This is a genomic window from Clostridium sp. DFI.1.208, assembly GCF_024463855.1.
Taxonomy (GTDB): Bacteria; Bacillota_I; Bacilli_A; order Erysipelotrichales; family Erysipelotrichaceae; genus Clostridium_AQ.
This window is the reverse complement of the sequence record NZ_JANGCA010000005.1, coordinates 22,363-44,059: the sequence shown is the minus strand read 5'-3', so window position 1 is coordinate 44,059 and position 21,697 is coordinate 22,363. Positions and strand designations below refer to the sequence as shown.

The 21,697-nt window shown below is 42.5% G+C and carries 23 protein-coding genes; 1 reads left to right on the top strand and 22 read right to left on the bottom strand.

Translation table 11 applies throughout. The features are described 5' to 3' along the window. Positions 1-67: 67 nt before the first annotated feature. From NE665_RS03865 to rpmE, 13 genes are all read right to left on the bottom strand, one after another. Positions 68-700, bottom strand: a complete 633-nt coding sequence (locus NE665_RS03865; protein WP_117441712.1) for a dihydroxyacetone kinase subunit L — start codon at positions 698-700, stop codon at positions 68-70. A 10-nt stretch (positions 701-710) separates the two neighbouring features. Beyond that, complete coding sequence (locus NE665_RS03860; RefSeq protein WP_117441713.1) at positions 711-1,721, bottom strand: dihydroxyacetone kinase subunit DhaK; 1,011 nt, start codon at positions 1,719-1,721, stop codon at positions 711-713. Further along, positions 1,702-2,334 (bottom strand): histidine phosphatase family protein, encoded by a 633-nt coding sequence (locus tag NE665_RS03855; protein ID WP_117441714.1) that lies wholly within the window; start codon positions 2,332-2,334, stop codon positions 1,702-1,704. The genes NE665_RS03860 and NE665_RS03855 overlap by 20 nt, the downstream gene beginning before the upstream one ends. 1 nt (position 2,335) lies before the next feature. After that, positions 2,336-3,004, bottom strand: a complete 669-nt coding sequence (locus NE665_RS03850) for a class II aldolase/adducin family protein (RefSeq protein WP_117441715.1) — start codon at positions 3,002-3,004, stop codon at positions 2,336-2,338. Next, positions 2,998-5,076, bottom strand: coding sequence for a BglG family transcription antiterminator (locus NE665_RS03845; protein WP_117441716.1), 2,079 nt, complete (start codon positions 5,074-5,076; stop codon positions 2,998-3,000). Before NE665_RS03845 ends, NE665_RS03850 begins: the two co-directional genes overlap by 7 nt. 77 nt (positions 5,077-5,153) lie before the next feature. Then, positions 5,154-6,152: a dihydroxyacetone kinase subunit DhaK gene (locus NE665_RS03840; protein WP_117441717.1), complete on the bottom strand. Its 999-nt coding sequence runs from the start codon at positions 6,150-6,152 to the stop codon at positions 5,154-5,156. 5 nt (positions 6,153-6,157) lie between these two features. Beyond that, complete coding sequence (dhaL, locus tag NE665_RS03835; RefSeq protein ID WP_117441718.1) at positions 6,158-6,808, bottom strand: dihydroxyacetone kinase subunit DhaL; 651 nt, start codon at positions 6,806-6,808, stop codon at positions 6,158-6,160. Positions 6,809-6,810: 2 nt separating this feature from the next. Further along, positions 6,811-8,190 (bottom strand): PTS transporter subunit IIC, encoded by a 1,380-nt coding sequence (locus NE665_RS03830; protein ID WP_117441719.1) that lies wholly within the window; start codon positions 8,188-8,190, stop codon positions 6,811-6,813. 32 nt (positions 8,191-8,222) lie between these two features. Further along, positions 8,223-8,507: a PTS sugar transporter subunit IIB gene (locus NE665_RS03825; protein WP_117441720.1), complete on the bottom strand. Its 285-nt coding sequence runs from the start codon at positions 8,505-8,507 to the stop codon at positions 8,223-8,225. Positions 8,508-8,516: 9 nt separating this feature from the next. After that, entirely contained in the window at positions 8,517-8,801 is a 285-nt protein-coding gene (locus NE665_RS03820; RefSeq protein WP_117441721.1) for a PTS sugar transporter subunit IIB, read from the bottom strand. Next, positions 8,801-9,265, bottom strand: coding sequence for a PTS sugar transporter subunit IIA (locus tag NE665_RS03815; protein ID WP_117441722.1), 465 nt, complete (start codon positions 9,263-9,265; stop codon positions 8,801-8,803). Before NE665_RS03815 ends, NE665_RS03820 begins: the two co-directional genes overlap by 1 nt. Positions 9,266-9,665: 400 nt before the next feature. Next, complete coding sequence (locus NE665_RS03810; RefSeq protein WP_117441723.1) at positions 9,666-10,259, bottom strand: thymidine kinase; 594 nt, start codon at positions 10,257-10,259, stop codon at positions 9,666-9,668. Between the two features lie 217 nt (positions 10,260-10,476). Continuing rightward, on the bottom strand, positions 10,477-10,680 hold the full coding sequence (rpmE, locus tag NE665_RS03805) for a 50S ribosomal protein L31 (RefSeq protein ID WP_002607019.1): 204 nt from the start codon (positions 10,678-10,680) through the stop codon (positions 10,477-10,479). Between the two features lie 363 nt (positions 10,681-11,043). On the opposite strand from rpmE, the gene NE665_RS03800 reads away from it, so the two are divergent. Then, positions 11,044-11,979 carry a PD-(D/E)XK nuclease family transposase gene (locus NE665_RS03800; RefSeq protein WP_178759818.1) on the top strand — a complete coding sequence of 312 codons (936 nt, stop codon included), beginning with the start codon at positions 11,044-11,046 and terminating at the stop codon, positions 11,977-11,979. A gap of 278 nt (positions 11,980-12,257) precedes the next feature. Here NE665_RS03800 and NE665_RS03795 read toward each other — a convergent pair whose 3' ends face one another. The 9 genes from NE665_RS03795 to NE665_RS03755 all read right to left on the bottom strand — a co-directional run bounded on the left by NE665_RS03795 (position 12,258) and on the right by NE665_RS03755 (position 21,586). Continuing rightward, positions 12,258-13,775: a hypothetical protein gene (locus NE665_RS03795; protein ID WP_178759817.1), complete on the bottom strand. Its 1,518-nt coding sequence runs from the start codon at positions 13,773-13,775 to the stop codon at positions 12,258-12,260. Then, on the bottom strand, positions 13,735-14,628 hold the full coding sequence (locus NE665_RS03790) for an ABC transporter ATP-binding protein (protein ID WP_178759816.1): 894 nt from the start codon (positions 14,626-14,628) through the stop codon (positions 13,735-13,737). Before NE665_RS03790 ends, NE665_RS03795 begins: the two co-directional genes overlap by 41 nt. Continuing rightward, positions 14,621-14,995, bottom strand: coding sequence for a GntR family transcriptional regulator (locus tag NE665_RS03785; protein WP_178759815.1), 375 nt, complete (start codon positions 14,993-14,995; stop codon positions 14,621-14,623). The genes NE665_RS03790 and NE665_RS03785 overlap by 8 nt, the downstream gene beginning before the upstream one ends. 264 nt (positions 14,996-15,259) lie before the next feature. Beyond that, a complete protein-coding gene (locus NE665_RS03780; RefSeq protein ID WP_178759814.1) occupies positions 15,260-16,324 on the bottom strand; it encodes a DUF2185 domain-containing protein in 1,065 nt (354 codons plus the stop codon). A gap of 193 nt (positions 16,325-16,517) precedes the next feature. Next, on the bottom strand, positions 16,518-17,048 hold the full coding sequence (locus tag NE665_RS03775; protein WP_178759813.1) for a MerR family transcriptional regulator: 531 nt from the start codon (positions 17,046-17,048) through the stop codon (positions 16,518-16,520). Then, on the bottom strand, positions 17,048-17,668 hold the full coding sequence (locus tag NE665_RS03770) for a MerR family transcriptional regulator (protein ID WP_233104547.1): 621 nt from the start codon (positions 17,666-17,668) through the stop codon (positions 17,048-17,050). The genes NE665_RS03775 and NE665_RS03770 overlap by 1 nt, the downstream gene beginning before the upstream one ends. 7 nt (positions 17,669-17,675) lie before the next feature. Next, positions 17,676-18,452, bottom strand: a complete 777-nt coding sequence (locus NE665_RS03765) for a MurR/RpiR family transcriptional regulator (protein WP_117441730.1) — start codon at positions 18,450-18,452, stop codon at positions 17,676-17,678. Positions 18,453-18,629: 177 nt separating this feature from the next. Then, positions 18,630-19,955, bottom strand: a complete 1,326-nt coding sequence (locus NE665_RS03760; RefSeq protein WP_178759812.1) for a 6-phospho-alpha-glucosidase — start codon at positions 19,953-19,955, stop codon at positions 18,630-18,632. A gap of 56 nt (positions 19,956-20,011) precedes the next feature. Beyond that, positions 20,012-21,586: an alpha-glucoside-specific PTS transporter subunit IIBC gene (locus tag NE665_RS03755; protein WP_117441732.1), complete on the bottom strand. Its 1,575-nt coding sequence runs from the start codon at positions 21,584-21,586 to the stop codon at positions 20,012-20,014. Positions 21,587-21,697 lie beyond the last annotated feature (111 nt).

Sequence of the window (21,697 nt, the reverse complement as noted above, 5' to 3'; positions counted from 1 at the left end):
AATCTATTACTATTTCAATCATATGCTCATGATTCTTACTTTCCGCCTCCGCTAACAAACATACGGCTTACAATGAAGATGCAACCGAATTCATAAATGCTTTCATCATCAGCATAGCAACACAGGCACCAGGGTCTTTCAGTGTACGACTCATTTCCCCTCTGGTAGCAGCCCTGCCGTGAACCGCTAGCATGGTAGCAGTATTTTCATACCCTGCACAAGCTGCCTCATAAGCTTTTTGTGCAAAGCTTTCCATGTCTTCCTCCGTTTCCAGACTGCTTCTCATACTTTGGACAGCCGGATCAATTCCATCCAAAAATGTCTTTTCATGCACCTTCGCTTTTCCTCTATGCATGACACCTTCCTCATATGCCTGAAATAACGCAGTTATATGCTTTAAATCAAGCTCATAAACACCCTTCAGCGCTTTACCCGCCTGCATAAATCCACTTGCCATCAGGGTTCCCATGGTAGAAGGCACAGCGACAGACATCGCTTTTCCTGCCATATACAGAAGCTTTCCTACATCTGCTTCATCACTTTTGCATGCATATTCCGCAGCCGCCTGAAAACCATCGCTCATTGTTAATCCAAGATCACCATCTCCAACAATACTATCCTGTTCAATTAAAAATTCTCTATTTTCCTGCATAATCTGTGCAAAGCAATGCAGCAGTTTTCTTATATAGTTCGCATCCATCTTGAACCTCCTACAGCTGTTTAAAGAACGGGGTATTTGCCGGGTAATCAAGGAGCTTGGTAAGCTCCTCATCAAGCTTCAGCAAAGATATGGATAATCCTGCCATTTCCAGTGAGGTCGCATATTCCCCTACATAATAGCGATGTACAGATATCCCCTTATCCATAAGAAGCTGATCGATCTTTCTTGTCACAATATATTGCTCATCCAATGGTGTTGCGCCAAGACCATTCACCAGTACAGCTACGCGATCGCCTGACACATAGGGAAGATCATCTAATATTTTATTCATCATCTCTTCCGTAATCTGATCTGCTGTTTCGATTTTCCCTCTACGTATACCTGTCTCTCCGTGAATCCCCATTCCGATTTCCATTTCATCCTCTTCTATATGAAATCCGGCATGTCCGACACGCGGTACCACACAGGAGGTTAAAGCAACGCCCAGCGTTCTTGTATTCCAGCTTGCTTTTCTTGCTATGCGTGTCACCTCGTCCAGATTCATCATGCAATCAGCGGCAGCTCCGGCACATTTATATACGAAGAAAATACCCGCGACACCTCGTCTTGTTGATTTCTCGTTCGGTGACAGCGGACCGATACTTGCGACATCGTCTGCGCCAAGAACTGTTTCTACACGTATATTATCTTCAAAATCCGCCATTTCTGCGGCCATATCGAAATTGAAAATATCTCCATTATAATTCCCGTAAATATACAGAACACCTGCACCCGAATCAATCTCCTTTGTAATCGCATGCATCTGTTCAGCACTTGGAGACTGAAAGACATCGCCCACACTACAGCCATCCAGCATCCCATCACCGACATAGCCCAGAAATAAGGGCAGGTGTCCGCTTCCTCCACCGGTCGCAATACCAACCTTCCCCGCTTTTTTTGTTCTGGTAACCAGACATTGCGGATCGTCATTCACATATGCTATCTGATCCTGATGAGCGATATAAATCCCTTCCAGCATTTCAGACAGATACTGCTTTGGATCATTGATAATCTTCTTCATAATAGCCTCCCTTCGTAATATATTCCGTTGCATTTACACACTCCACCGTGTAACTCCCCTGATGGCAGCCGATAATTGTAACGCTGCAATTTTTAAATCTTACTTCATTCTTCAGACATTCTTCATAGACATCCTTATCCGCAGTATACAAAGCGGCAAGTATGGCGATTCCATGACTCACACACAGAATATTGCCGTTTATACCTTCATTCTCTTCCAATAGATCCGTGATCAATGTACCAACACGGTTACAGACATCCTCCAGATTTTCACCGCCAGCAGCCTTCCATGGATACTGTAATCTCTGTAAATAGGTTTTACATCCGGAAAACGTATTCGCTTTGGTTTCAAATGTTCCAAAGTTCATTTCCTTCAGTCCTTTACACATGGTGATCTTTAAGTCGCGTTCTCCCCGGATATAACAGGCTGTATCATAGGCACGTTCGCTTGTCGAGGTATATATCTTTTCAAATGGTATGGCTGCAAGGCCTCTTCCCAGTGCTTTCCCCTGAGAGATTCCCTTTTCTGTCAGAGGGGTATCCGACCACCCCTGCAGCGTATGCCATATATTTGAGAGAGTTTCTCCATGCCGCACAAAATAGAAATAAATCATATCACTGCTTCGGGAATTTAATTTCTTTCGGATATTCCCATTTTTGTAATTCTTCCTGTGGGAAGGACTTCGGCTCATTCCCCTGTAACACGGTCAATGCATTATAATACAGCTGTGCCAGCTCTTCGATATAAGCTGCCTTTAAGAAGGCCTCATAAATATCCTGTGAATCAAATGCTACAGCCCCATGACTTTCCATCAAAAAGCTTTCTGCTTCCTTGCACGCATCAATCACGCTGTTCGCCAAATCTACAGTTCCCGGTCTTCCATAAGGTGCTACCGGTACCCGTCCCTTTGTTAGCCCCATATTGGCTACCTCATATACGATAGCAGGAATCGGCTTATTTAATAATGCAAACGTAGTAGCATACATAGAGTGCGTATGTGCAATAGCATTAGCATCCTCTCTTGTCTTATAGATGGTGATATGCATCAAGGATTCACTGGTTGGTTTTAAACCGGATAAATTTTCGATTACATTAGCATTTACGTCCATGACGATCATATCCCTTGGTGTCAGCAGCTCACGATCCACACTTGTCGGTGTTATGACGATATAGCCGCTTTTTGCATCTCGGGCTGAGAAATTTCCTGATTTATGCTTACATAAACCATCCCGCTGTGCTCTTTTCGCAATTTCACATACATCCTTTTTTAAATTTTCTAACATGTCTCGTACCTTTCTTTAGATATAATATCTAATATTTCTGTAATGGAATCTGCTGATTTCATTCGATTAAAATCTGTTTCATTTTCCACAATATCAATCAGTGCATACAACGCCTTTAAATGAATCTCACGATTCGGCGTTGCCATAACAACAACGATGCCTGCATTCATATAACCGTTGAATGAAATGCTTTCCGGCAATTTTAAGAGGGACATACCCAGGGCATTAACACCCTCCTCGACACTTGCATGTGCCAGTATGAGCCCATCTGCAATCGTCCAAATCGGCTTATCGCATGTAACACTGTGAATCATATTTTCTACATATTTTGTCGTTATACAGCCGCTCTTCAACAAGGGCTCTGAGGCTGTCTGAATCGCTTCTATCCAGGTAAGCCCATGATCTGCTATATGGACTGTTTCCGGTGTCAATAGATCATGAAGATTATTTTTATCCTCCTGATGGCAATGCTCAGCAGGAACTGTCTTTTGTGTTGTTTCACCAAGATAGTTCTTCAATGCCGCCATGAGACCCTTACGATCCTTCACATCCACATATTTACCAATGACATGTAACAGACTCGTTGAGTTAACCTCATAAATGGTTTTGTTTAAAAGCTCATTAAATACCTTTTTCCGAAGATTATGCAAATCGGTATCATCCATGATTGGCTTAACCAGAAATTGTGGAACTGCTGTATCAAGGTGTACTGTGGCAAAGACCACATCATATTCCTTATGATATTCATAAAACTGCCTTGAGGATAGGGAGCATAGAAAATCCAGCTCGGGAAATGCCTCCTTCAGCTTCAGGAACAGAAAATTGGAAATTGAAATACCATTTGTACAAACAACGATAGCCTTTCGTTTTTTCTCAAGAAAATCCAGCATTCCTTCCTTTGTCATCCAGCCTCCAAACAGAATGGTGATATATGCCATTTCTTCCTGTGGAATGAGGATATGGAACATTTCCTCAAACGGCACCATGGCATGTCTTGTAATTTCAAACAGATAGGAATGATGAGGAAGAATCATATTGAGGATGTTCCCTTCAATATGATACTGATATCGTATCCTGTAAAGAGCAGGCTTCAGATGCTGAATAAGTGCATCCAGCAATGCCTTTCGATCCTGAAAACGAATGCAGACGAGATTCTCAAAATTCGTAAGCGTTTTTTCGGCTGCCTCTGCCAGCTCTTTTTCAAACTTCTTACTTCTGCTGTCTTCAAAATTGACACTCGATATCTGAAACTGGGATACAAGATACAATTTATCCATCGTATTCTGAATATCATACTTACTGAAGATATTTATGATAGCCCCGTACTCACTCGTACCTGCAATGTGCTGATAATCCTCCGGAAGCACATCCAGAAATTTCTGGGCTTCAATCCGTATAAGAATAAAGTATAAAATAAAGGGGATCTCACGTATACGTTCATCGGTATAACGTACCTTTAAGGTTCTTTCTACTTCCTCTACATCGGCACATAGCATCCGAATCCGCTTCTCGTCAATTTCAAGAATGGAAAGCAGTATAGATTCCCCACTCAGCAATGGAAGGATACTTTGAATCATGCGAATCATCAACGTGCGCTTCTCATATTCCTTGCCAACCAGATAATACCCCTTTGAGCGATCATACCAGAGCTTTAAATCAAACTCCTGTAAAATTGTGGTCTGCAGTTTTTTCAAATCATTTAACACCGTGTTTTTACTGATTCTCAAAATAGAGGTAAAATGATTGATACTCAGTTCCTCCTTATGCTGTAAAAGAATCAGTGCAATTAAATAAAGACGTTCTTTTTCTATGAATACATATGCACCCTCATCAAAGGTAAATTGATTTGTCTTATAGGAATTGATAACATTATGGGGAATGATAAATTTCCCAGTCCGCATCCTGCCGATTTCTTCATATCCGTTTTCCTTGAGATAAAAATTTATTTTTCCCAACGAATAGCTTAGCTGTTTACGTGACAAGCCCGCTTCCTTTTCCAGCTGAGAACCACTGATCGTCGGATTATTTACAAGCAGTTTTAAAATATTCAAGCCTCTTTCATCCAACGACATTGCTATTCCTCCTTATCGATAACACAATCCGTAAGCTACCTTTGCGCCTTACTGATTGCACAGCTCTTCTAAATGCTTCATTTCAAAGTGATGGCCGGAGTATCAACAGGAAGGTCCAGCAATTCCTTGAATTCTTCCTTCATGCGCATCACCGTCAATGCTGCACCGCTCATTTCCAAAGAGGTTACATAATCCCCTACAAAGGAGCGGTAAATGGAAATCTTACGGTCTGAGAAATAGTTCTCAATTACGTCATAAAGTACATACAGCTCCATAATCGGTGTACCGCCTAGCCCGGATACAATGACCGCAATTTCTTCTCCATGCTTCAGCTTTAAATCAGCCTCTATTTTTTCACAGAGTACCGTAGCGATTTCCTTTGCGTTTTTCAATGACGCAACAAGCAGTCCAGGTTCACCATGATGTCCGATACCATATTCCACGGTGCCTTCCTTTATCTCAAAATTGGCATGACCGACAGCCGGAATAGAACATGGCGTCAGACCAACGCACAGGCTTCTTGTTTCGTTTACAGCAGCCTGTGCCGCATTGATCACTTCATCCAGCGTACCGCCAAGCTCAGCCTTTGCACAACCGATTTTCCACATAAACAGACTTCCTGCAATTCCATGACGTTTCTCTTTTTCATCCACAGGTGCACTAGCTATATCATCATTGGCAGTTACATAGCGGACATTTACCTGTTGCATGGCCGCCATCTGAACTGCCATTTTTACATTCATATTATCACCGGCATAATTACCAAACAGACAGGCAACTCCCGCACCTGTATCCGCTTCTAAAAACGCCTGATGAAACGCAGTTGCAGGGGGAGAAGAAAATACTTCTCCTACTGCGACAGCATCCAGCATATGCTCGCCTACATAGCCGAGAAAGCACGGCTCATGACCACTGCCTCCTCCGCTTACGATACCCACCTTATTCTTTTTCCGTTGATTTTTTACAACTACATGATCATTTTTTTCACTGATATGCAGGGTATCCTTGTGACATTTCACATATCCCTTCAGCATATCATCCACAATCATGTCCGGATCATTAACAAATCGCTGCATAAATTTTAGTTCCTTTCATTTGCTTTCTCAAATGCTATTATTGTTGAACAGAATGTCTGCAGAATGAGACAGCAGGAGGTTGCCCCTGCATCCTGATGTCCGATGGATTTCTCTTTCAGCCGGGCAGCTCTTCCTAATTTCGCCTGCATATTGCAGGTTGCCTTCATGCCCTCTTCAGCTGCCTGTGAGCAGGCAGTAAGTGCTGCACATGTATCCAGTGTTTTCTCATAGACAGCTGTATACGCTGAAACAGAAGGATCAAGGACATCTACCAGGGTTTTATCGCCTGTCTTAGCTAAAGAAATCATCTGGATATTATCATATGCCTGCTTTAGCATTTTCTCGATGAGTGCTCCGTCAATTATCTCAGCATTTCCCAATACCGCCTGCATGCCCATGAAAATGGAACCATATAACGGCCCCATAGACCCTCCTATTTTTTCCATAAGCACATTGGAAAGAGAAAGCAGTGCTTCACTTAACGTTTCATTCTTTTCCACCTGCGGCTTCGCTATCGCTGCACCTTTATTCATATTGATACCGTGATCGCCATCCCCGATGGCTCCATCAATTTCACTCAGATAATCCTTATGCTTTTGTATGGTATCTATGATATTCAATACAATGAGCTTTCCTTCTTTATTTGTAAAAGACATGCTTACTCACCTACTGCTTCCGCATTTGCATCCTTCGCCTCAGCAAGCTTGTTTTCCTTGCTTAATGCACGATAGTAGAATGCATAGCAGGTAACCCAGACAAACAATACAATAATCGGAACCCAGTTTCCGTTGATGACATCAAATACCTGTGAGATCGCATAGGTGAATACCGGTCCGTCAATCGAGGAATTGGATATCATTTCCCCTGCCTTTAATGCGACTGCACCGGTTGTATTTGCAAGGTCTGTAATGAACGGTGCAAACGCAGTGCCAACCCATAGGAATGCAGGAACGCCAAGCGTACATAAGATCAGCATTCTCGGAAGATTTCCCTTTGTGACAAGATAAGCGGGTACAGCCAGCGCTATATTGATAATACCTGCGAATGGCAGTATCGCATTGCCGGGTAAAATCATTGCACAGATCAAGGTTACCGGTACGGACCAGATAACTGCCAGCCATATTTCATTGGATCCGCCAAGGAAAGGCCAGTCAAGACCGACGAGCAGCGTTCTTCCCTTGAATTTTTTATTCATAAAGTCAGATACTGCTTCACTGATCGGTGACAGCGCCTGCATGAAATATTTTGTAATAACAGGGAACAGCGTCAGGGCTGCTGCACACTGAATCGCCAGCGTCAGTGTTTCTGCGACAGGATATTGTGCAAGCAAACCGAAAACAACTCCAAGTATAAAGCCTAATACATGATTCTCTGCAAAAATACCAACCTTGTCTTTTAATGCGGCAGCATCGAATTTTTTATTAAATGCCGGTATCTTTTTCAACAGGCAGTCAATCGGATACATCAGCGCTCCAAACAGCACCATCTTATGGGTGCAGGTAACACCTGGAATACCGGATAATTCTTCAATTCTACGCTGGTGAACATCCGCTGTTTTTAATTCAAATACAATCTGAATAGCGGCTACCAGAAATGCCAGCGGTACACTGCCGGTGATTGCCACAACACCAACTGCTGTAAATATTTTCCCCCATACATTCCATAAATCCGCATTGAAGGTATTCGTCTTTTTTATAACCAGCATGATAATATTGATAATAATCATGAGCGGAAACATCAGGAACGCATATGGCCAGGACCATGATATGGTTGACATCGTTGTCCAGCCGCCATCAACGATTGGTAAGGATATCCCTGTATTTTTCAGCATAGCTTCCGCAGCCGGTGAAATGGCGCCTGTCATAAAATTGATCAGCATCGTCATTCCGGTAAACGCCACACCAAGAGTGATACCGGCTGAGATTGCATCCTTTAATTTCATTCTTACAATCAAACCGGCAATGATAATGATAATAGGAACAAAGATTGCTGCACCTAAGCTCAATAGATAATTAACAACATCTGATAAAATTTCCATTATATTTCCCTTCTTTCTCTTCTTTCAAAGTTCTATTTTGCGCTGTTTATGGCCTCGATCAGCTTCTGTAGCTCCGCTTCCTGATTCATACCAGTCAAAAATGCGATTCCGTTAATCACAGGGATTGGATATTCCTTTGTGACCTTTGTGATTGTGATATATGCTGCAGCATCTACAAGGTAACGGTCTACCGATTTTAAATCAACCGCCTCTACCTTCGCATCTACGTTTTTCTCCTTCAGCAAACGATTTACCTTTGATGCAACTGTCTGACTGGTAGCTACTCCGCTTCCGCATGCTACGATTACTTTTTTCATAATATTCTCCTAACTGTTTTTTATGATTTCAATAAGCTCTTGAAACGCTTCTTCTTTATGTTCTCCTGAGAGAAAAGCAAGTCCGTTAATAGTAGGAATACCATAATCAATATGGCTATTCGTGATATCAATATAGGCAAGAGCTCCGCGAAGCTCTCTTTGCAAAGAACGCAAGTTCACTGCCTCCACTCTGACATTTGTGATATTCTCTTTTTCCAGCATTCGATTGATTCGATAGGCCACTGTTTGAGAGGTTGCAACCCCATTCCCACAAGCAACGATCACTTTTTTCATCAGAGCCCTTCCATATGCTTAACAATTTCTAAAAATTCTTCCTTTGTTGCGGCCTTCAATAAGCGTTCCATCGTATCTTCATTTTGGAAATTCTGTAATAGCTGCTGTAAAATTTCCACATGCCCCTCTTCTCTTTTAAAGCCCAGAAGAAATACGATTTTTACCGGAAGAATGCTGTCATTGTTCGCCATTTCACACCAGTCGATTGCAGTTTTCAAACGCACTGGTGCTATAAATTGCTTTACGATATTGATGGGATCGGAATGTGGTATCGCAACCGGATACGGCTCTACCGGCAATGCAGTAGGATAATCCTGTTCCCTTTTTTTTATGGCTGATAGAAATTGTTCAGTTACGTAGCCCAGATCCATTGCCTTTTTGCTCATGACTTCAAAAAACTCATCTGTACTCTTCACATCTAAATCAAGTTCGCAAAGTTCATCACAAATCAATGTATCATTCATCTTATCAAACCTCCTTTTCCTTAAAGGAAAATCATAGTTGCGCGCAAGCTCTTCCTTACAAAATAAGTATATTTTATAGAAACCGTTTTCACAAGAACTGTTAGGTACTATGTTTGGGTATACGTTTGCACATCACTATGATGAGCATTCACGTTGTGCAAAAAATAAAACGACTCGCATATGAAAGAACTACTTACCGCTATAGGCAAGCCTTCGCCATCCTTTTATATAAAAATACCTTCGTATACATTTAAAGCAAGAAACATACACAAAGGCTATATTCTAAAACAGAAATAAATACGGGTGTTTCTTGAAAAGCTGCAGTATACAGATATGCCTTTACAAAAAAAAGCAGATTGTCACACACATTGACATCATCTGCTTTCAAGTAATTCTCTGTTTATTTATGAATCAAAGGCTTTCCCGGAACCTCATGACAATGACGGCATCTCGCTTCATACTGCTCACTTGCTCCAACCAAAATAATCGGATCATCATACCGAGCGGCTCTTCCGTTAATCAGTCGCTGGCTTCTTGTAGCAGGTGCTCCGCATTTTGTACACACCGCTGTCAGCTTTGTCACAAATTCCGCATGTGTAAACAGCTGCGGCATGACGCTAAATGGCTCTCCACGAAAATCCATATCCAGTCCGGCAACCATAACCCGTTTTCCATGGTCCGCAAAGTAATCGCATATCTCTACGATTTCCTCATCGAAAAACTGCACCTCATCGATTGCAATCACATCGTAGCTGTCATCTATGTAATCAAAAATCTCATGCGCACGGGATATCACAAAGCTTTTTGCCGTGCTTCCGCAGTGCGATACCACACATTCCTCACTGTAACGATCATCGATTTTCGGCTTGAATACAGCGATTTTCTTTTTTGCATATTCCAACACCTTAATACGTCGAATCAGTTCCTCTGTCTTTCCTGCAAACATACAGCCGGATATAACCTCCAGCCACCCTTCCTTATACTGCTGATACATAACGACACTCCTCACTAACATTACGATTTGTATTATATCATAAAGTGATTCCGGTATGTACATTTTACATCTGTTACTTAACTTTCATTTTCTTTCATCCTATATCCTGACTGTTTGCTATTTTTTTATCCAGTTCCTGTAAATAGCCATCAGGGCAGGCGCTTACAGATAAGGCAAAAGAAAAGAGGCATATGCCTCTTTCCCATTGTAGTTGTTGTTATTTAAGTCCGTATTTTTTGTTGAATTTTTCAATACGTCCCTGTGCAGCAGCAAATCTCTGACGTCCAGTATAGAATGGATGGCAGTTTGAACAAGTATCAACACGCAGCTCTTTGCTAGTTGAACCAGTTTCAAATTCAGCTCCACAAGAAGTACATTTTACCATAATACGGTGGTACTCTGGATGAATTCCTTTTTTCATTTTAACTCTCCTTCCGCCTTAAACCTCAGGTGGGTTTAAAGTAAGTGCTATACAATTATAGCAATAAGTTTCTGCGAAAGCAATAGGTTTTTTGTAAATTCACATAAGAATACATGAAACATTTCATGTGAGATATTGCGAATCGCAGGACCATCAGATACTTTTCATTTACTGTTTGAAAGTGAAAGATCGTTTTGCAAATTGCTTAGGAAACACTTTAAAAACAATGCCATTATAGTTAAAATTCCTTTTAACGTGAAAAATAACAAATTTTATCAATAATTCGTGGATTTTTTAGGAATTCCCTATGTTTTTAACGTATAGAAGAGTGTAAGGAGTCCTTACAGAATGGAGGACATAAAAATGTCAAATGCAATGAATCAGCTCAACTACAGTAACGATCTATTTTTTAAGTACACCCTTTCCCGTGAGGATGAAGGCTCTGTGTATGCCCGTAACACCATTATTGAACGTGTTACCGGAATTAAGGTAAAGGAAAGCACCGTACTCAATCCGAATCTGGATCCGGGCATCATCGGTAAGAAGCGCATCATTCTGGATGTCCATGTAAAGGATGAGCAGAATCGCCATTTCAATATCGAGATGCAGACCACTTTTGCAGGAATAGCGGAAATGATGCGCTTTGAATTTTACGGCGCCAGAGCGTTGAACAATCAGCTGAAAAGCGGTGAGTTTTATGATCAATTAAAGCCGGTTTATCAAATCATATTCATCGATGAGTATGCATGGAACAACCGAAATCTGATCAATCAGTATCAGATGCGCAATGAGCAGGGAGAGAATGAAAGCTACTATCCTCTCATCCTTCGCACCTTTGTTCATATGCCGGCAATCAATGACATTGTAAGAGAGAAGGAAATACTGAGGCTGAATGACTTTGAACAACTGGTATACCTGTTTGAAAATAATGAAAAAAATGATATACTGAAGTCAAAGGAAAGGCTGGTGAAGGTATTCATGAACAAGTATGAGGAAATGCAGAAGGATGACGAGCTATGGTCAACGGCTATGGCGATTCAGATGGGAGAAGCACGTTATCGCAACGGCTTGCATGACAGCTTTGAAGAGGGAAAAGCTGCCGGAAAAATGGAAGGTAAGTTGGAAGGAGAAAGGCAGCTCTTACACAGACAGATGCAAATCAAGTATCATGAGGATTGCGCAATGTGGCTGCAGGCATTAACTGAGGAGCAAATACATATTGTATCCACTTTAGTTCTGGAGTGTGATACCTTCGAGTCTGTCAAAGAACGAATAAGCAAGTCCGACACAACGATATAAGCTGTCATTTGTAAGCAACGCCTAGTAACACATCTCCATACATAAATTGTGTGTTACTGTTTTAGAATGTACAACGCAAAAAGGCTCTCTGCACACATGAATGCTGAGAGCTTTTTACTTACTATAAGAGGTATCACATTGCGATTCCCTTATGAATTCTATCATGCAATTTAACACCTTTCATTCAACAGCAAAGCCATCCTTTTGTGATAAATGAATGGCTTTTTCTTTTCAGGCTTTGAGCAGCAACAAGGATTCCTAGCTTATCCACTCATTTCTCAATGCTGCATAACAGAGAATTTTTCCGTATGCTTCAGCTCTTCCATCAGCTTCAGAAGATATTCCTTATTCTTCTTATTCCCTTTGAGCGTATAGGAACGATAAACCTGTGAATTATCCTGCTTGATATAGAAAACATTGATATAATATGCCTCATCAACAAAGTAATCCTCTATATTCAGCTCACTGGCTTTCTTTTGCACACTCTGTAGAAATTTCATGCCTTCCTCATCCTGAACAACGGTACTGTAGCCATCATAATACTCTTTTTCCTTTGCATCATAGAATAACATAGCAGACGAATCTTCCAGATAGGATGATCGAACATCAATCTCAACACGCTTCATTTCTGTCAGGGATGGATATTCCTTTACCATCCCCAGTCCCTTTGTCTGCGTATACATATAGCTAAAACCGAAGGTCCCCATATAAAGCAATGCAAATACGATTACATGAAGCTTTTTTACCTGTATCTTTCGATTGGAAAAGAATATCATACAGAAATAAGCAACCAGTATAATCAAGCTTGGAACAACGACACCGCCATCCACATTCATTACTAATAAAACCATACAGAAGGTGATGACTGTGATGATTACAGGAAATCCAAATAATGTAACGGTTCGCTGCTCTGCATCCTCCGGTTTTCTTTGCACAAAGGATTTCCAACCAAACCAGAAGCAAAGCACTCCGATGATTCCCCAGTATAGAAAGTACAGCCAGTTAAAAACATTTATCAGGTTGTCTGTTCTATACATTTCCGAAGCCATAGCAGATAGTGTGTTAAATAGAAAAGCATAAATCGTACTCGGCATGGAAAGCAGCATCTGGATCATTCCCATGTTAATGAATTCACTTGGTGATGCACCGATATTTCCAAGAATCGTCGTTATCTGATTACTAAAGAAAATCGTTGCTGACAGTATGACAATAAACGGCATGACAACGTAAGCACCGTTGACAAGAATACTATCAATCAGATTGTTGCATTTCACACTCAGAAAGGTGAAAATGGTATACTGAATCAAAAGCAGAACGGATAACCCGAGGAAGAACAATAATGGTAACAGCATATAAAGCAGTCTTTCCCGATATCCAAGTCCCAGCAATACAAGGTAGCCCAGAAGATAGTTGATCAGCAACGGTACCAATACGGCAAGCAAGCCGCTGATATAGTTATATAGAAACAGGTGTTTTCTTTGAATCGGCAAAGAGAAGTACAGCTCATGACTTCTCTTCTTATACAGATAACGGAAATTGAAAATCGGTATCAGATATGAAAGGACACAGCCTCCGGCACAGGTTGCCGCTCCCAGAGCGATGAACCCCATATAGAAGGTATCCAGGGAATACGAGCCATGCGGAAGCCCCATATAATTAAAGGTAAGGAACGGCATTATCAGAAACAGAATGATAAAAACCAATACCAACAGCCGTTTATTGCTGTTTACATAATAGCGTAGATAGGCCTTAAAATCATTCATCATAAACACCATACCCCTTCTTTTCCATTTCATAGATAAAGACCTCCTCCAGATTGACATTCAGAACTTCCATCATCAGAGGGTCCATTGTATTCAAATAATTTTTAATCTTTTCAATATCTCCCTTAACAACCAGATTCACTACACGCGACTGCACATGCACTGACAGCAGGTCCAAGGCTTTAAAATCATCTTCACTTTTCTCCTCCTTGAACGCAAGCTGAATCTTGTGGATATTTTCCTTCGTCTCATCAACATAGCCTGCCGTACGAATCGTATTATCCTCCAAAATACCGAATGTATCACAAATATCCTCCAGTTCCCGCAGATTATGGCTGGATATGATTACCGTCATTTCCTTTTCCTCAATCATTTTACTGATTGCCCGTTTAAAGGTCAGCCGCATCACCGGATCCAGGCCGTCAAACGCCTCATCCAGAAACAAATACTTCGGTGAAATGGCAAGAGCCAGAACAATAAAGGACTGCCGCTTCATGCCCTTGGAGAAATTCTTCAGTGTCTTATTTTCATCCAGCTTGAAGATAGCGCGATACTTCTCGTAGATTTCATCGCTGAGATTTGGATACCATACACGGTAAAATTCCTTCATATCCTTTAATGTGGCATTGAAGAAATAAAACGGATCATCACTGATCAACAGAATATCACGTTTCACCCCGGGATTATCAAATACCTTCTCATCGTCAATACAGATACATCCCAAATCCGGCTTCATAATACCCGCCATGATTTTCAGCAGCGTGGATTTACCGGATCCGTTGGGACCAATCAGACCGAATACACTCCCGCTATGAATATCCAGGTTTACATCCATCAGCACGGTCTTATCCTTGAACTTCTTTGTCAGTGACCTGATTTTAAGCATGATCCTTTCCCTCCTCATATACGGAATCCACCGCTTTATAGAGTGCTTCCTTTTCGATATGATGCTGCTTCATATCACGAACCGTCCCCTTAAAGTCCTTTAGCTTTTCTTCCCGTATCAGCTTATCGGATTCATTGTCTGCCACAAAGCATCCCTTTCCTTTCTCCGAATAAATATATCCGTGCTCTTCCAGCTCCTGATAGGCTTTGGCAACCGTGTTGGGGTTTACACCAATCTGCGAAGCCATGGCACGAACAGAAGGAAGTTTGTCGTTTGGTGATAGAATACCAATTGTGATAAACTCCAGTATTTGCTTTTTCAGCTGTTCAAATATCGGAAGCTTGCTTTGCGTGTCAATTACAAACATCAACTGCACCTCCAGTGTATTAGTGTACTAACTACAGTAATACACTATCATGGTATTTGTATTCTGTCAATAACAACTATAAAGGATATCTGTTTTTCAAGCTTTTTTTCACTCCTTGTTTGCTTAGGGCCAATAACCACCCAGCATGGATATGAAAAAGGTTCAGACAATCTGAATTCAGATCAAGTCCAAACCTTATGTTATATATAAGCTGTTTACCCGCTACACTATAAACATAATATAAAGCCCTATATGGATAAGCTGTTATTGTGCCTGCTTTTCCTCGATTTCAAACTTTCCTTCCCGATTGCGCACAATCACCGTACCAACAGGCTCGTCAAGAAACGGAATGATTTCCGGATCATAGTTGCATACGGTATTTAAAGCGAAAACCTGTGTATGCTCAATATCATCGATATACTCCTGTGTTTCATCTCCTGCGAAGATTCTCCAGCCGCTGTCCGGATTGTCTTTGGAGGGTTCCTCGCGTACCATATAGCAGATGTCCTCCTGATCGATGCTGACACGATCTGTCACAAAGCAGCCCAACGTGCTGTCAATCAGCTTTTTTCCTTCTTTGATGCATGGGAAATACTTCTTTCCCTCCAGCCATGCATAACGGTTCCATACGTTGGTACGATTTTCAAAAAACAGCTTTTCAATCGCCTGCAGCTCATTTTGAAACATCATACTTCCATAATCATTATTCATCCCGGAGCTGCGGAACATAAAATAACAGCCTCCGCACAGATAGCTGATCGCATATTCCTCCCAGCTGTCAAACTGTCGAAATGCCCGGGTTCCGATATCCTGCAGCATCATTTCCGCCGTTTCCCGATCCAGAATTTCCACAGCATAGCATTCCCGAATCATGCGGACACATTCTCCATAATCAAAACCGGCAAAGCCTTGTTCCTTCAGAAATGGATAAAACTGCTTCGCAAAGGTTTTACAGCCCTCAAAGAATAGCCTTGCTTTTTCATCCAGCTCTTCTAAATCAAACTGAGGTTCATCCCTCCAAAAGCCCAGAAACTGTTCGTACTGCCATTGCACATTATCATTCAAAAAGGCTTTGATTGCCCTGATTGCACTATCTTTATCAATGATTTCAAACTGTTCTTTTAAATGGTTGCGTAAAGCATCACGGCTGATTTTATCCCCTACCTCAAGCTTTATCAGATCGTATCCGTTTAAAATAGAAGGTATTCCGGATAACAGAATTTCAAATTCTTCTCTCTGTATAGCGACCTTTCCCTCTAGTCGTTTGGTCTTCATCTTTTTTTCCAGCTGATGCAGCAGCTTGATATAGGTAATTTTTTTCTGTGACATATCCTTCGTCTCCTTGTATGATCAATATCACTATTATACAACAGTTTACCCGGTAGGGAAACGACGGATGTATAAGATTATCTTCTCATTCAGCTTAGCCTCTGCATGAATACGAAATCGCTCCGAATACGAATAAGCACATCGCCGTTTTCAATTTGTTTCTATCAAAGCATCTGAATTGTGATTTATTGTCCTATGGGATTAGAAGGGTTGCACATTTTGCGACAAGTGCGGCAATACAGAGGGCATCCAACATGTAAAATATTAAAATGATCATCTTTAACAGCGTCATATTACGCAGTAACGCAACCAGATGTGTAGTCAGTGAATACGGACGATCCATGGTTTGCAGTGATAAAACTTCCGTATAGTCGCCGGGATTCCATTCCTTAGACTGCCGGATATGATACAATATGTCATCCACCTGCATCTGATTTTTAAGTAAAACATCCTTTGCCATCATAAGCTGTTCCTTTTTCTGTTCCAGCAGAATCAACAGCTGTTCCTGATCCATAGCTCCCTGCTGAAGCTTTATGATTTCCTCTAGACTTAGACCCAGAACCTTCCATGCAAGGATACCTTTCAGTTTTTCCTTTGCTGCTTCATCATACATGCGAATGCGCCCCTGATAACCGCTGGGCTTCAAAAGATCAATCTGATCATAATACTGCAGTGTTCGTACACTGATATTGCAGGAATCCGCAAGCTCACGTATGGTATTCATTACAGAATCCCTCCCTTCTCCAGCAATGCAAACACCAGTACAATCACAAGAATTGCACAAAACAGACGTGCGGAAATAACTGCATGGCGATAGGTCTTTCTACTGCATCGGTAGTCATAAATCTGATAGATGGAATTCCACTTCCAGATCAGCATCCCCTCCACACAATCATCGTCACGCTGTTCATCCGATACCGCTGCAGTGATATCAAATTCCTCATGCTGCCGGATTGCATGTATAACATTCTTTACAGCCCGCAGCTGATCCTGCTTTTCCTCCAGCTTTCGATCCAGCTGCTCTTTATGTGTCACAAGCAGCTCCTTCAAGCATTTTTCACTGCTGCCATGCAACAGCTGCTGAATCTGTTCCAGAGAAAACCCAAGTCCACGATAATAGCTGATACAATGCAGACGCAATACATCTTCTTTATTATATATTCGATTTCCCTGTATTCTTCCCGGATGCAAGAGTCCTTTTTCCTCATACAGACGAACTGCTTTTCTGCTTAGATGACAGCGTTCGCACACCTCATGAATCTGATACATATTCTTCACCTCTTCCCCTATTGTAGACGATTCCCCTGCGTCTTCCGCAAGAGTTTTCAAAGAAAAAACCGCCATTTTGCGGTTATCCTATTCCTATACCATCCTGTTTCTGTTTATATTGGGAATAGCGCAGAAACAACAGCTCTGCCAATACAAAATACAGATTTGCCGCCTCATGCAGAATATGATTACCAATCATCACCTGTGAGGTAGTGATATAGATGCTCTTTGTACATTTAAGGGCGAGCTCATTATTTTTCAGCCGTGTCATGGATATCGTTTTAATGCTTCTAAGACGCAGCTGAGCAGCAAACTCATTGATTAGCTCTCCTTCTCCACGCAGTGAAATCAAAATAACAACATCATCGCGTTTTAAAAAGGGCAGAACCATTTCCGTTTCCTTTTCACCGGATAGGACATAGACAAATTCCCCGCAATACAAAAACATACGCTGCAGCTCCCTTGCCACAGAATCCTGCAAAGCTCCTGTTCCATATACGAATATGCGTCCGGAATGATACAGCATTTCACAGATATCCGTGAAATCACGCTCCCGCAGCTCATCAATGGCGTATTTGCTTGTATCACATACATGCTCAATCAGATGCTCATCAATCACCATATCCTCGGATGGCCGGTTTTCCCAGCTCAGGTATACCTTCAGCTCACTGTATCCCTTTAATGACAGCTTCTGGGCAAAGCGCAGGATCGTCGTTTTGGAAACATGGCAGCGCTGTGCAAGCTCAACGATGGACAGATTCTGACATTCCTTTCGATGCGCCTGTATGTAGTCCCAAATATACAGGTCATTGGAGGACAGCTCCTTATAATGCTGATTGACTAGCTCTGCAAGTTTCATGATCCTTCACCTCATTCTCTACGATTATATCATGAATTCAACCATACGCCAGCAATTCTGAAAAAGATCACAGCATTCCTACGCAGGATACAGCAAAAAAACACCCATATGCATAAGCGTATGCAATTACGGGTGTTCTCTTCTATATCTATAACAATAACATAATTTTTTATATTCTTATTTTAATTCCGGCCAGTACTCCTTATTCGCCTCGATCAGCTCGTCCAGAATCGCTTTTGCAACACTTGCACTTGGTACCATGCGGCTCAGCGTCAGCGCCTGCCACAGCTTCTGATAGCTCTGTTCCGCCCATGCTTCCACAACCAGCTTTTCCACAGCAACCTGCTGCTCCATCAATCCCTTCTGGAACCGTGGAATATCCCCGATACACAATGCCTGCGGACCATCGCTTCCCACCAGACAAGGTACCTCAACCATTGCAGTTGGGTCAAAGTTCTGTACAGCTCCGTTGTTTTCCACAATCAACAGCATCTTCTCCTTCGTATTGTATGCCAGTGCACATGCCAGATCGACAATATAGGATGCATGCTCGTCAATATGAAGATCAGCACCCTCACTGCTCTGTGCCTCTGCAATCTTGCGGCATTCCCCAAACACGAATTTCTCACGGCCATCCATTACCTGATTGGCACGGGTATAAGCAGGATCGGTATGCGCCACAACATAATCCGGGTAGAAGTAATATTTCAGGTAGGTATTTGGCAGGGTATCCGGATCCAGTGCATAGACATCCCTTGCCTTTTGGAAGGTATCCGTCCAGCTGTCATCCGTGTGCTGATACATCTGCGCTTCCACACAGTACCCCTTTTCCTTGATGTGTTTCTTTAACGCAGGCATCAAATCATTTCCCGCATGGTCCCGAATGCTTGTCCACCAGCCAAAATGGTTGAGTCCGTAATAGGAGATATCCATATCCTTTCTGGAATTCAGATGCAGGATTTCCGCCATATGACGTTCAATGCCGATCGGCATGTCACAGATATTGAGAATGCGGGATTTCGGACGCAGCTTTCTTGTCGCCTCTGCTACGATTGCGGCAGGATTGGAATAGTTCAGCATCCATGCCTGCGGTGAATATTTCTCCATGTAATCCACGAGCTCCAGCATCGCACCGATGGAACGCATACCGTATGCAATTCCTCCGGGTCCGCAGGTTTCCTGTCCAACGACATTGTATTTCATCGGAATCTTTTCATCCAGCTCACGCATTGCATATTTTCCCGCACGAATATGTGCCATGACGAAGTCTACATCCGTAAAGGCTGTTTCCGGATCGGTAGTCGCCAAAAAGCTGATCTCCGGATTCCGCTCCCGAATCAGGACCTCGCATGCATCCGCAACGATTTTCTGACGCTCCGCATCATTGTCGTAAAACTTGATAGAGCGAAGCGGAAAGCGGTCGAGATGGCTCAGCAGCATCAAAACGATACCCGGTGTATAGGTGCTTCCTCCCCCTGCAATCAATATTGAAAATTTCTTCATATCAGTATCCTCCTTTATCAGCCGTTTTTAAGGGCTGTCGTTATAAACTATACTCGTTATTCTCTTCCAAGCAGAAGCTCTGCCTGTTCTCTTACCTTTGGTACATCCAGACCGATGATGACCTGAATGGAGGTGCCGTTTTTCACAAGGCCGATTGCCCCGTATTTCTTAAATTCTTCCAGGCTCTGTACCGCCTTTTCATCCTTAACAAGCAAGCGCAGGCGTGTTGCACAGTTGCTGATTTCCAGAATGTTTTCTCCACCGCCCAGTGCGGATAGTATGCCGTTTACATCAAAGCGGTCACTTCCGGTGCTTTTCTTCTCATCCTTTAATGCCTTGTACTCATCCTTTGTCAGCAGCTTGGCATCCTCATCCACCGCTTCTCGTCCCGGCGTTGCGTAGTTAAATTTCAGAATCATGAATTTGAATACAAAATAGTAAATTGCGGTAAAGGCAACACCGATGACAAGCATCCAGACATACATCATTTCATGATTTTTAAACAGTGGTATCAGATTCAGGAAAATGATGTTGGGAATACCCTGACCGAAGTTTCCAATGACACCGAACAGCAGCATGACCACCGCAAGCAGTGCGGACAGGACAGAATAGACAACATACAGCACAGGCGCCACAAACAGGAAGGTGAATTCCAGCGGCTCCGTAATCCCGGTCATCATGGCTGTCAGACAGGCAGGCACCATCAGTGCGACAACCATCTTCCGTTTTTCCGGACGTGCTGTTTTATAGAAGGCAAGGGCAACACCGATGACACCGAAGATTTTCGCAAGCTCTCCATTGGAGAAGCCACCCAGCGGATACAGCTCAATCAGCGGCTTGGAGGAGTTGACAAAGTCCGGCAGATGCTGTGCCCAATAGGATATCGTACCACCGTCCACAATGACGTTATCAAACAGAACCGGTGCATAGATAAAGTGATGAACACCGAATGGCAGCAGCAGCTTCTGTAACAGATTATATGTGAACAGACCGGCAGCGCCACTCGCCTTGAAGAAGCCCTGCAAACCCAATAGGGCGGATTGTACATGCGGCCATACAAGTGCAATGAGGATAGCGACAGGAATCATGACGAAGAAGCCGATCATGACAACAAAGGCAGATCCCTTGAAGACACCGAGATAATCCGGAAGCTCCTTGTCATAAAATTTATTGTGCAGGTAAATCGCGATACCTGCAATCAGGATTGCTCCAATCATTCCGGTATCCAGCGTTTTGATGCCGGCAATCATGGCAAGACCACTGGTACCGCCTACCTCAGCGGCAAAATCAAAGCCCAGTGAAGCGCCAAACTGGTTTAAAAATTCACTGACAAAGTAGTTGAACGTGATATAGATCACAAAGGTTTCCATGCATGCTCTGGCATTCTGCTTTTTCGCAAGCGCAATCGGCAGAGAAACTGCGAACAGGACAGGCAGCTGATTGAATACCGTATTCGCACCGGCACTGATCATCGCCCAGAATTTGTACCATATGGATTCCGGATTCGCCAGATCCCCCATGATCTGCGGATTCATACAGGTCGTCGCAAGACCGACCATGATTCCGGCAAAAGCAAACAGCAGCACCGGTGTAAACATGGCCCCTCCAAATTTTTGAATCTTCTGTTTCATAACATCCTCCAATTCTCCCAATTACATGTAAAGGTTTTCATTAACACCGCTATTGTATCGTAAAAGGCTTACCATCCACAAGCAATCCGGTTCGTTTCGTCCCAAGGTCGC